The organism is Streptomyces albidicamelliae (assembly GCF_025642175.1).
Taxonomy (GTDB): domain Bacteria; phylum Actinomycetota; class Actinomycetes; order Streptomycetales; family Streptomycetaceae; genus Streptomyces; species Streptomyces albidocamelliae.
The window spans coordinates 5,412,319-5,424,403 of record NZ_CP106795.1 but is presented as its reverse complement, the minus strand read 5'-3'; the positions used below and the strand labels follow the sequence as shown (position 1 = coordinate 5,424,403).

At 74.2% G+C, this 12,085-nt stretch carries 9 protein-coding genes; all 9 read right to left on the bottom strand.

Annotation, left to right across the window (positions count from 1 at the left end; translation table 11 throughout):
- Positions 1-147: 147 nt before the first annotated feature.
- Positions 148-1,578 carry a hypothetical protein gene (locus tag N8I86_RS24915; RefSeq protein ID WP_263278752.1) on the bottom strand — a complete coding sequence of 477 codons (1,431 nt, stop codon included), beginning with the start codon at positions 1,576-1,578 and terminating at the stop codon, positions 148-150.
- Between the two features lie 56 nt (positions 1,579-1,634).
- Positions 1,635-3,338, bottom strand: a complete 1,704-nt coding sequence (locus tag N8I86_RS24910) for a DUF3492 domain-containing protein (RefSeq protein WP_263278751.1) — start codon at positions 3,336-3,338, stop codon at positions 1,635-1,637.
- 222 nt (positions 3,339-3,560) lie between these two features.
- Positions 3,561-5,153 carry a dipeptide ABC transporter ATP-binding protein gene (locus N8I86_RS24905; RefSeq protein ID WP_263278750.1) on the bottom strand — a complete coding sequence of 531 codons (1,593 nt, stop codon included), beginning with the start codon at positions 5,151-5,153 and terminating at the stop codon, positions 3,561-3,563.
- Complete coding sequence (locus N8I86_RS24900; protein WP_073889308.1) at positions 5,150-6,148, bottom strand: ABC transporter permease; 999 nt, start codon at positions 6,146-6,148, stop codon at positions 5,150-5,152. Before N8I86_RS24900 ends, N8I86_RS24905 begins: the two co-directional genes overlap by 4 nt.
- Complete coding sequence (locus tag N8I86_RS24895; RefSeq protein WP_073889306.1) at positions 6,145-7,158, bottom strand: ABC transporter permease; 1,014 nt, start codon at positions 7,156-7,158, stop codon at positions 6,145-6,147. The genes N8I86_RS24900 and N8I86_RS24895 overlap by 4 nt, the downstream gene beginning before the upstream one ends.
- 4 nt (positions 7,159-7,162) lie before the next feature.
- Entirely contained in the window at positions 7,163-8,881 is a 1,719-nt protein-coding gene (locus N8I86_RS24890; protein ID WP_073889305.1) for an ABC transporter substrate-binding protein, read from the bottom strand.
- Positions 8,882-9,072: 191 nt separating this feature from the next.
- A complete protein-coding gene (locus N8I86_RS39060; RefSeq protein ID WP_311318790.1) occupies positions 9,073-9,168 on the bottom strand; it encodes an Ms4533A family Cys-rich leader peptide in 96 nt (31 codons plus the stop codon).
- Positions 9,169-9,224: 56 nt separating this feature from the next.
- A complete protein-coding gene (locus tag N8I86_RS39410; RefSeq protein WP_404830829.1) occupies positions 9,225-10,040 on the bottom strand; it encodes a DUF3152 domain-containing protein in 816 nt (271 codons plus the stop codon).
- 838 nt (positions 10,041-10,878) lie between these two features.
- A complete protein-coding gene (locus N8I86_RS24880; protein WP_073889302.1) occupies positions 10,879-11,904 on the bottom strand; it encodes an alpha/beta fold hydrolase in 1,026 nt (341 codons plus the stop codon).
- Positions 11,905-12,085: the final 181 nt, after the last annotated feature.

The window sequence follows — 12,085 nt, the reverse complement described above, 5'->3', positions numbered from 1 at the left end:
CGGGTCGGGAGGTGGTCATCTGGTGTTCTCCTTCAACGGGGTGGTGCGGGTGCCGCCGGTGGCCGGCCGGGCCCCGGTGGCCCTGGTCCGGTGCGGTCATGCGCTCCGGACGCGTGGTGGGCCCGGGTCGGACCGGTGGCGGAAGAGTCACTCGGGTGCTCCCGCGGGAGCGTGGGCCGAGGCCTGGGTGAGGGTGCGGACGGCGTGCAGCAGCAGGGCCAGGGCCGCGGTGCCGCAGGCGAGGGCGGGGACGGCGGCCGGACCGCCGGCGTCCACGAGGGTCCGCACGGGGGTCGCGAGGAAGGCGCAGCCGGGCAGCCGGGCCGCCGTCGGCAGGGCGAGGGCCACCGCCTCCACGGCCGCCGCCGCGCCCAGGGCGAGGACCGGGGCGTGCCGGTGGCGGTGGACGGTGAGCAGGCGCGCGAGGAGGAGCAGGGCGCCCAGGGCGACGGACCGCGGGTAGGGCACGGGTTCGCGCAGCGTGGTGCCGCAGAGCAGGAGCAGTGCCGTGAGCGCGCCCAGGAACAGCGCGAAGGTGCCGAGCAGCAGCGGTTTCGCGGCGGAGGAGAAGTCCTCGAGGCCGCGGCTGCCGGCGAGGCGACGGCGGGCGCCCGCGGTGAGCAGGTGGGCGCACCAGGCCGCCGGGGCGCAGGCGAGCAGGAGGGCGAGGGCGGGCGCGGTGGCGGTCGACCAGGGGCCGTCCGGGGCCCCGGTGGGCGCGCTGTCGGGGCCGCCGGTCAGGACGGCGTGCAGCAGACCGTCGCCGAGGAGGGCGTATCCGAGCAGCCAGAGCGTCCACACGCGCGCGGCGCTCGCCGTGCGCCACGAGGAAGTGCCGGACCGGTCGGCCAGGGGGCCGTGGCGCAGTGCCGCACGGATGGCGAGGGCTGCGGCGAGGACGCCGGCGAGTGCCACGAGCGGCCGGGTGTGCCCGTGGGTGAGTCGCAGCGCGGCCACGGTGGCGGCGCCGAGGGCGCCGGGCAGCACGGTGAGCAGGACCCAGCCGGCGCGGACGCGGGGCGCGGGCAGGGGTTCGGGCTCCTGGCGCGGGTCGCCGTCACGGGGCACGCGCGCGTACAGCTCTTCGGCGAGTGAGAAGACGTCCCGGTGCCGGAAGCGGGCGGCGGTCCGGTCGGTGACGCCGTGCGCCTCCAGCCCGGCCGCGATCTCCAGGGAGTCCACGGCCCGCTCGCACAGTTCCCGGTGCCGGTGCAGCAGGGTCTTCACCGGGTCCACCACCCCGCGCCGGCCGTGTGGTCCGGGGACACGCCGCTTGCCGTGCTCGGGGTCCGCCGGCGCGGGAAGGGCGTCGGCAGCGGGACCGGCTCCGGCTTCGGCGCCAACTTCGACTGCGACGCCAACTCCGGCTTCGGCGCCAATACCAACGCCAACGCCAACTGCAACGCCAACTCCGGCTTCGGCGTGCGCGTCCGCAACCACGTCCACGTCCACATCCGTCGCCGTCGCCGCGAACGGTGCCGGGGCCGGAGCGGCCGTGAGCCACTCCCCCGACGGCGCGTCCCACGCGTCGGCGCCGCTCGGCGTGCCGGGCCGGTCGAGGTCGCCCGGCTCACTCACGGCGCACCGGTCGGGCCCGCCGCGCCCGCTCGGCTCCTCATGGTCCTGACCCCCGCTCATCGCACCCCCTCCGCGGCCGCCACACGCGTCGCGCGCACCGGGGCGCCGGTGGCCCAGCCGGGGATGCCGCGGGGCAGGACACGGGCCGTCGGACCGGTCCAGCGGCCGGGCACATGGGACTCGGCGGGGGTGGCGAACGGCAGGGGCTCTCCGGCCTCGTCCAGGACGACCCGGCGGACCGGGCAGTGCGAGACGATCTCCAGGTAAATGCCGTGAAATGCCGCGATGTTCTGCTCGACGGTGAACAGTTCGAGCGCCCTGGCGCGCGCGGCGGCTCCGAGGCGCGCACGGCGCTCGGGGTCGCGCAGCAGCGCCACGCACGCCTCGGCGAGCGCCCGCGGATTGCGCGGGGGGACGACGAGGCCGGTGCCGCCGATGACCTCCACCACGGCGCCGACGTCCGTGGACACCGTGGCCCGGCCGCAGAACATGGCCTCGATGAGACCGACCGGGAAGCCCTCCACCACGCTGGACAGCACGACGACGGCGCCGGCCGCGTACGCGTCGGCCGGGGTCGGGGCCTCCGGACCGCCGATCTCCTCGAAGGAGACCGGGTTGTCGCCGACGGCGTGCACGCCCTCCGCCTCGTCGGGGAAGAGCTGCGCGGCGAGGGCACGGCAGTGACCGAGGTAGGCCTCGCCCTCCGGTCCGGCGGGCGCGCCCAGGATGCGCAGCCGCGCCTTGGGTTCCTCCTTGCGGACCTCGGCGAAGGCGTGGAGGAGGGAGACCAGGTCCTTGGTGGGCTCGACGCGGCCGACCCAGACGAGCGCGTCCGGATCGGAGCGGTCCGGGGACTCGCCGGCCTCCGTGAAGCGGGCGGCGTCCATCCCCGGGTAGACGGTGCGGATCCGGCTCCGGTCGGCGCCGCACCGTTCCTGCCAGCGGCGGGCGTGCCCGTTGCCGGGGGTGAGGATCTCGGCGCGCCGGTAGACCTCGGCGGCCAGCCGGCCGTGGAAGGCGGCGAGGAGCGCGCGGACGGCGGGGGCGGCGGCGTCGGGTCCGAGGGCCAGGTAGTGCGAGCGGAGCTGGACGCCGTACTCGGTGACCAGCAGGGGTACGCCGGCGAAGTGCCGGGCGAGCAGCCCGGGGAGGGCGGCGGAACCGCCCGCGGTGGCGTGGCAGAGGTCGGCCGCGCCGAGTCCGGCGTCGTCGTACCAGTCGAGGGAGAGGGGGCGTAGGGCGCGTTCGAGGTGCGCGGCGACCGCGAGCAGGTCCGGTACGCGCGCCTCGCGCGCCGTACGCAGCGCGCCGGGCGCGCGGCAGGCGCTCTCCAGGGTGCGCACGGCGGCGTCGGAGCGCAGGGCGCCCACCAGTCCGCCCTCGTCGCGGGCGAGTTCGGCGAGACCGTACAGAGCGCTGCCGAAACGGTCCGCCAAGTCGGCGGACGGGGGCCCGGATCCGGCGTCGGAGGCCGCGCACACCGCGCCGGCCAGCTCCTCGTAGCACTCGGTGAAGCGCCGGCGCGCGCGCCGCCCGTGGGTGACCCCGTCGTCCTCGGCCGTCCACAGCGGCGCCGTCCGCACCCGGCCGACCTGCGGCGGGAGCGGGACCAGGCCCTCGTCCTCCTGCTGCCGGCCGCGGCTGAGCGCGTAGATGTCGAACTCGTGCTGCCCGAGCCCGCGCACGAGCCGGTCGCACCAGAGTCTGGCGTCACCGCTCACAAACGGGTAGCCACCCTCCGTAAGCAGTCCGATGCGCACGTGTGCACCCCCGATCTCCCGTCTGGGGAGCCGCCGTTGTCCCGACGGCTCGCAGCGGGACGAACGTAAGGGGACAAGGCGGTGGTGCGACGGACGGTTGTCCATCGCACCACCAAAAGGGGTGAACGGTCGTAACTTTCGCGTGCGGGTGGCGTTCCGCCGCGCTAGGAGATCACCGGACCGCCCGCCGGGGCCGGCGGGCGCGCCGCCCGGCGCGGGACGTCACGCGACGGCCGGTTCGCCCCGGGCCGCCCGCCGCCGGGCCGCCAGTTCCGGATCGAGCGAGGGTACGGCGGCCAGGAGCTGCCGGGTGTAGTCCTCGCGCGGGCTGTCGTACACCTCGTCGGCGGGGCCGTACTCGACCAGCCGGCCCCCGCGCATCACCGCGACCCGGTCGCTGACCTGGCGGACGACGGCGAGGTCGTGGGCGATGAAGACCAGCGCGAGACCGAGTTCCCTCTGGAGCTCGCCGAGCAGGTCGACCACCTGGGCCTGGGTCGTGACGTCGAGCGCCGAGACGGGCTCGTCGCAGACGATGACGCGGGGGTCGGCGGCGAGCGCCCGGGCGATGCCGATGCGCTGGCGCTGTCCGCCGCTGAACTCGTGCGGGTAGCGGTCGTAGTGCTCCCTGTCGAGGCCCACGCGCTCCAGCAGTTCCGTCACGCGCCCCCGGACCCGCTCGTCGTCGTTCTCGCCCCGTGCGCGCAGCGGGTCGGCGATGGACTCGCCCACGCTGCGGCGGGGATTGAGGGAGGAGACCGGGTCCTGGAAGACCATCTGCACGGCCGGGTTCACGCCGGTGTGCGGGCGGCCCTCGTAACGGACCCCGCCCGCGGTCGGCCGGAGCAGCCCGACCAGCATGCGTCCGAGCGTGGTCTTGCCGCTGCCGCTCTCCCCGACCACGCCGAGCGTCTCACCGCGGCGGACGGTCAGCGAGACGTCGTCCACGGCGGCGAACGCCCGCCTGCCGCGCCCGTACTCGCGCCGCAATCCGTCGGCCTCCAGCACGACCTCCTCGCCGGCCGGCGAGGAGGTCCGGCGGGTGTCCACGCGCGGTACGGCGTCGAGGAGCCGGCGGGTGTACGCCTGGGCGGGCGCGGCGAGGACCGTGCCGACCGGACCGTGCTCGACGGCCCTGCCGTGCCGCATGACGAGGACGTCGTCCACGCTCTCGGCGGCCACGCCCACGTCGTGGGTGACGAGCAGCAGGCCCATGCCGGTCTCCTGGCGCAGGGTGTGCAGCAGGTCGAGGATCTGCGCCTGGACGGTGACGTCGAGGGCGGTGGTCGGCTCGTCGGCGATCAGCAGGTCCGGTTCGCAGGCGAGGGCCATGGCGATGAGGGCGCGCTGGCGCATGCCGCCGCTGAACTCGTGCGGGCGGGAACGGGACCGCCGTGCCGCGTCCGGGATGCCCACCCGCTCCAGCACCTCCACGGCACGCGCGCGTGCGGCGCGGCGTGACACGCGCGTGTGGACGCGGTGCACCTCGGCGATCTGGTCGCCGATCGCGTAGTACGGGTCGAGCGAGGACAGCGGGTCCTGGAAGACCATGGCGGCCTTGGCGCCGCGCAGCCGGCGCAGTTCCTCGTCCGGGGCGTCCCGCACGTCGGTGCCGGCGACGCGGACCGAGCCGCCGACCCGGGCCCCGGTGCCGCGGTGCAGGCCCAGCAGGGCGCCCGCGACGGTGGACTTGCCGGAGCCGGACTCGCCGACGAGGGCCAGGGCGGCGCCCTTCGCCAGCTCGAAGGAGAGCCCGTCCACGGCGCGCACGGCGCCGAACTCGACGGTCAGGTCCTTGACTTCCACCAGGCTCATGCGAGCACCACCCGTCGGTCGGCCACCGCGTACAGCACGTCCGCGACGGCGTTGGCGAGGACCACGAAGAACGCGATGACCAGGACCATGCCGACGACCACCGGCAGGTCGACCACCTTCACCGCGTGCACCAGCTCCTGGCCGATGCCCGGCAGGCCGAACAGGGTCTCGGTGAGGACGGCACCGCCGACGGCCGAGCCGACGTTGTTGGCGTTCAGCGCGATGACCGGCGCGAGCGCGCCCCGCAGCGCGTGCCGGCCGACGACGGCCCGTTCGCCGACGCCGTAGGCGCGGAAGGTGCGGATGTGGTCCTCGGCGAGCGTCTCCAGCATGGCGGCGCGGGTCAGCCGGGCGAAGGCGGCCGCCTCGATCAGGGCCAGCGAGAGCCACGGCAGCAGCAGGTTCCACGCCCACTGTTCGGGGTCGTCGGTGAGGTTCACGTACTGCGGGAAGGGCAGCAGCCGGAGTTCGCCGCAGACGACGATCATCAGGACGAGGCCGATGACGAACACGGGCGTGGCGGTGCCGGCCAGGGTGATCGCGGTCAGGACGCGCTCGCTGAGCCGGCCGCGCCGCCAGGCGGAGAGCACGCCGGTGCCGACGCCGAGGACGAGCCACAGCACCATGGCGCCGAGGACGAGCGAGAGGCTGACGGGCAGCTTGGTCAGGATGATGTCCAGGACCTGCCGGCCGGTCTGGTACGACTGCCCCAGGCAGGGTGCCGCGCAGTGCTCGACCGAGGTGCCCGTGGAGAAGTCCCGGCCCACCAGGAGGCCTTCGAGGAAGTGCCAGTAGCGCAGGTAGAGGGGGTCGCCCAGGTGGAGTTGCCGGGCGACCTGGTGCACCTGTTCCGGCGAGCAGCGCGGGCCGCAGGTGATCTGGGCGACGTTGCCGGGCGTGGCGTAGAAGACCACGTAGACGATCACCGAGACGGCGAGCAGGGTGATCACCGCGCCGACGGCCCGGCGCAGCAGGAATCCGCCGAAGCCGCTCATGCGGTCGCCTCCTCGGAGCTGGTGCCGGTCCTGTCCCGGCGGCCGGTTCCGACGCGCAGGCGGGAGGCGGCGCGCGGGTCGAGGGCGGTGCGCACGCCGTCCCCGAGGACGGTGAGGGCGAGGACGGTGACGAACAGGGCGCCGGCCGGCAGCAGCAGGTACTGCGGCGCGGCCTGGTACCAGACGTCGGCGGCGGTGAGCATCTGTCCCCACGAGGGGGTCGGCGGCTTCACGCCGACACCGAGGAAGGACAGGGCCGCCTCGACGGAGATGTTCATGGGGACGAGCAGCGCCGCGTAGGTGATGACGGGGGCGGCGAGGCCGGGCAGCAGCTCGCGGCGGGCGACCCGCGAGGTGCTCCAGCCGCTGAGCCGGGCGGCGGCCACGTGGTCGAGCCCCTTCAGGGCGAGGGTCTGGGCGCGGACGATCTTCGCGATGTTGCCCCAGCCGATCAGGCCGATCACCAGGGTGACGAGGACGGTGCGCGGGAAGCTCGCGGGCACGATCGCCAGCAGGGCCAGTGCCATGATCATCAACGGCATGGCGACGATGACGTCCGTGGCGCGGCTCAGCAGCTGGTCGAGCAGGCGGCTGCCGAGCGCGGCGGCGGCGCCCACGGCGACCCCGATGGCGATCTGCAGCACCGTCGCGGCCAGCGCCACCCCGAGGGACACCCGCGCCCCGTACACGAGCCGGGCGAACAGGTCGCGGCCGGTCTGCGGTTCGACGCCCAGCCAGTGGTCGCCGCCGAGGCCGCCGAAGGAGCCGACGGGCACGCCGCCGCGCGCGGAGTCGATCAGCGAGGGGTGGTAGGTCGTGGGGTCCTGGCCCTCCAGGGCGGTGAGCAGCGGCGCGCCGAGCGCGACGAGGACGAGCAGCGCGACGACGGCCGCGGCGACCAGGGCGGCGCGCTGCGCACGCAGCCGCCGCCAGAACCGACGTGCCCCCGAGACCGCCGGGACGGTGGTGTCCGTCCCGGCGGCCTCGACGGCGATGAGTGCCTCGCTCACGGCGTCACTTCACCGAGACCTGGGAGATGTCCAGGACGCCGGTCCAGTCGCTGATGACGACGTTCTTGACGTCCGAGCCGTACAGGCGCTTGTAGACGGGGTGGAACAGCGGGACGACGAGGGCCTTCTCGCCGATCTTCTTGTCCAGCGCGCCCCACCGCTTCGCCGCCGCGTCGAGGTCGGTCAGCTTGTTGATCGCGTCGATCTCGGCGTTGACCGACTTGTCGTTCAGCAGGCCCGTGTTGAAGTTCGCTCCGTTCTTGACGATCTGCCGGCCGTCGAAGATCGGGGCGAGGAAGGGACCGCCGGAGGGCCAGTCGGCACCCCAGTGGGCGAGGAAGAAGCCCGGCTCGGTCTTCAGGCCGTGGGTCCTGTCCCGGTAGTCGTTGTCCTCCAGGCCCTGGAGCTCGACCTTGATGCCGGCCTTCTTGAGCGCGTCCTGGACGGCGGTCGCGATCTCGGGGCTGGTCTCGAAGTCCTTGGCGTTGGAGTGGGTCAGCGTGACGGTGAGCCCGTTCTTGTGGCCGGCCTGCGCCAGCAGCTCCCTGGCCTTGGCCGCGTTGCCGGACCTGCCCGCCGGGAACGGGTCGTAGGGGGTGTACCCGAAGGACTTCTGGTCGGGCAGGAAGGTGGTGGCGGGCTCGGCGAGCGCGCTGCCGCCGGCCGCGTTGACCACCGAGGAGCGGTCGATGGCGTAGGAGATCGCCTGCCGGACCCTGGGGTCGTCGAACGGCTTCACGGTCGGGTTGAACGCGATGTAGTTCGTGTAGCCGAAGCGGCCGGTGCCCACACGCGCGGCCAGCGCCTTGTCACCGGTGACCTTGGCCAGCTCGGCCGGGCCGAGGTTGGTGTCCGTGGTGACCGCGGCGGCGTCCGCCCCCTGGGACGCGGACAGCCGCTGGTTGATCACGGAGGAGTCGAGCCCGGAGCGCACGTCGATGGTGTCCGGGTAGGCCTTGCGCTCGGCGTCCACCCTGCCCGACCAGTGGGTGTTGCGCTCCAGGACGAGGTGCTCGCCGTCGTTCTCGTTCTTGACGACCTTGTACGGGCCGGACGAGACCGGGTGCGACTCGTACCTGGTGCCCGTGTCCTTGGCCTTGGGGACCGGGGTGAACTGCGTCTGGGTGGCGAGGTACGGGAACTCGCCCTCGGGCTTGTTCAGGTGGAAGACGATGGTCCGGGCGTCCGGCGTCTCGATCGCGGACAGCCCCTTCTTGTCCTTGTACGGGCCCTGGTAGTCGGCGGCGCCGACCAGCCAGTCCCGCAGGTAGGGGGCGCCGCCGGAGAGTTCGGGGGCGAAGGAGCGCTCGATGCCGTACTTGATGTCGGCGGAGGTGATCGGGGAGCCGTCCTCGTAGGTGAGGCCGGCCTTCAGGGTGTACGTCCAGACGGTGGCGTCCTTGTTGGGGCGCCCGGTGTCGGTGGCGAGGTCCGGGACGACCTCTGCGCCGGCCGCGCCGTTCTCGCGGTTGCGCGTGGTGAGGGTGCGGAAGACGAGCGAGGGGACGTTTCCGCCGCCGGAGGTGTAGAGGCGCGCGGGGTCGAAGTCGCTCTGCGGCTCGGAGTTCAGCACCGTGAGCGTGCCGCCCTTGTGGGGCGCGGAGTCGCCACCGGAACCCTTGGCATCGTTGTCCTTCGGGCCGCAGGCGGCGGCGCCCGCTGCCACGACCAGGCTGACGGATGCCGCTGCCACGCGGCGCGCTATGACGGACGGTTGACGCATCGGAATGACGACCTCTCGGGGAACTGATCGAGGATTTCTCGAAGAGTGAGACAAAGGGACGAGGAGTGAGACGGCTGCGGGCAGACGTCGGCCCCGGCGTCGGGTCGTCGAAGAACCCGTGACACGGTCACACGGACTCGGTCACGGAGAAGGTGGGGAAAGGTCGCGACGCGTACGCCGGGGAGGCGGCGTCAGCGACAGTGGATGTCGGCCACGCAGAGCGCGGTCACGCCGATGAGCGCCAGCTCGATGGCGGCGCTGTCGGAGACGGCGTGACGGGACCACATGGTCAGAAATATGAACGACCTTGCGACTCATGTCAATCTGACATAAGCACAGCTCGTCAACTGCGCGGATAGGGCCAGGGGTTGGGCAGGCAGTGGATTCCGTCGTGGTCGAGGAACTTGGTCTGCTGCTGCATGACGGGGGCCAGTTCGCCGTTCTTCCGGCACGTCACATGGCCGTGTCCGAGGCGGTGGCCGACTTCGTGGTTGATCAGCATCTGCCGGTACGCGTGGATCTTGTCCCCGTACGTCTTGCTGCCCTGGGCCCATCGGTAGGCGTTGATCATCACGCGCTCGGTGGCGGCCGAGTCGCAGGAGACGTTCTCCTCCGCGGTGTCGAGATCGGACTTGGCACACCATTCGGCGGTGGTGCCGGGGCTGGCCAGGGTGATCACGAAGTCGGGCTTGCCGGAGGAGACGCGCTCGAAGGTACGGGCCCCGCCGTGGGCCCAACTCCGCTGGTCGTTGAGGGTCTTTTGGACGGCTTCGGCGAACAGCTCGCCGTCCAGGCCCAGCCCCTGCTCGATGTCCACGCGGTACCGGTACTTCTGGCCCTTGCCCGGCGCCTTCGCGGACCCGGGCACGGCGTCGAACTTCCCCGGGCCCTTCAACGCGACGCCGAGGGGGTACTTCCGGCCCATCTTCTCGTCGTACGTGAGCGTCACCGTCTCCGGCGACGCGGAGGCACTCGACGCGCCGGGTTCCCGGGCGTCCCGGGCCTGACCGGTGTCCGTGGCGGGCTGCGCCTCCGCCGTGCCCCCGTCCTGCGCACCGGTCACCTGTCCGGCGACGATCACGGCGAGCACGGTGGTGACGGCCGCCGCCGCGATACCGGCGAAGGCGCGCCCCTTGCCGCCGCGCTGCGCGGGCACCACGACGCCGTCCGCGGCCGGGGCGCCGGATGCCTGCGTCTCCGAATCCTGCCGCTCGCCCGCGGCCGGCCTCTCCTCAGTACGGGGTTCCGGCCCGGCCGGGGCGCGAAGAGGTCGACGTCCTCGGTGCCGTCGCCCGCGCCCTCGAACGCCTCGAGATAGTCCTGCCGGGGTCCGCGGCGCCGCCCCGGACCGCCCGGCCCCGCCTGCCGCTGCCGGGGAAGCACGACACCGGGTCCGGCACCGCCGCCGGGCGGCCCGCCGACCTCTCCCCAGCCCCCGCCGGCCTCACGCTGCTCGGGATGCGCCCCGCGGACCGAGCCGCCCCCGCGTCCCCGGGCCGCGCCCTGCGCGGAAGCACCGTCGGCGGCCCTCGGCACCCCGTGCGCGGGGGTCCCGTCGGGCAGACGGGGCATGCCGTGGGCGGGAGTGCCGTCCGGGAAACGCGGCACCCCGCGCGCGGGGGTGGCGCCCGGAAGGCCCGGGCCCGGCACACCGCGCGCGGGACCGCCCACGGCGAAGCGGGGGACCCCCTGCGCGGGCGTCCCGTCGGCCGGACGCGGCACACCGCGCGCGGGAGTGCCGTCGGAGAACCCGGCCGCGCCCGGGAACGCGGCGCGCGGGAGCCCCACGGCGCCGGGAGCGCGGGGAGGCCGACCCGGTCCCTGGACGGCACCGTCCGGGTACTGCGTCGCCGCCGGGCCCTCGCCGCCCAGCCGGCCCGGCGGGTCCCGGCGGTCGCCCGAGCGCGCGTCCCGCTCCTCGGCCAGCCGGGCCGCTATGGCCGCGGAATCGTCCTTCGGTGCCGGCCCGCGCCGGCTGTGACGTCCCACCCCTGCCCTCAGCTCTCCGTGCCCGCTGCGGTGGCGCGCCGGCCGCCGCCCGTGGACCCCTCGGCGTCGATTGTGCCCGACTCCCCTGCCTGGGCGAGGAGTTCACGGAACGCTCCGGCCACCACGTCCGGGTACTCCATCATCGCCACGTGCCCGGCGTCCGGCAGGGACAGCAGGCGGGAGTCGCGGAAGGAGCGGGCGGCCTTGCCGGCCATCCGGAAGCCGACCAGCTGGTCGCGGCCGCCGTAGATCAGCAGGGTCGGGGCGAGGACCCGCTCGGCCTGGCGCCACAGCCCGTGCTGGCCGCCGAGCGTGTAGGCGTTGACGATGCCACGCGCGGAGCGTGCCATCGCGTCCCAGAAGTACGGCAGCTGCAGGCGCCGCTCCAGCTCCTCGACGGCGTGCTGGAAGGCTTCGGCCGAGACCCGGCCGGGATCGCCGTAACAGAGGGCGGTGACCCCGCGCACCCGCTGCTCGGCCGTCCACTTCCTGGTGATCCGGGTGAACAGCGCGGCCACACCGGGCACACCGAGCAGCCCCGTGGGCACAGCGCCGCGCTGGATGCGCAGCTCCGGCAGGGCGGGCGAGACGAGGGTGAGCGTGCGGACGAGGTCGGGGCGCACGGCGGCCACGCGCGTGGCGACCGCGCCGCCGAGGGAGTTGCCGAAGAGGTGGACCGGGCCGCGTCCGGACGCGTCGAGATGGCGGATCACCGCGCGCGCGTGCCCGGTGACCGAGTAGTCGCCGTCGTCCGGTGGCGGGGAGTCGCCGAAGCCGGGCAGGTCGACGGCCTCGCCGTCGACGACCCCGTCCAGCTCGGCCATCAGCGCCGACCAGTTCTGCGAGGAACCGCCGAGCCCGTGGACGTACAGCGCGGGCGGCAGCCCCTCGCGGACGGGCGGCCGGGAACGGACCGACAGGGTGATTCCGGGCAGGTTCACGCACCGCAGCCGCTCGCCCTCGCCGACCCGGACGGGTGCCACCCGAGGGAGCACACTGGCGGCCGACACGGAAGGCGACTCGGTCGAAGACATGCGGGCAATGTTACGAGGTGATCACGCCGAGGCAGGTGTGGCGGCCGTCACAGCGTGAACCGCCGCCGAAAGGTGAACCCGACGGCGCATGCCCGAACGGGACGGCGGACCCCCTGGAAGATCGCCGGACCCGCCGCGCGAAGGGGCCTGACGGCATGGCGTCCGGATCGGCTGTCTCCTA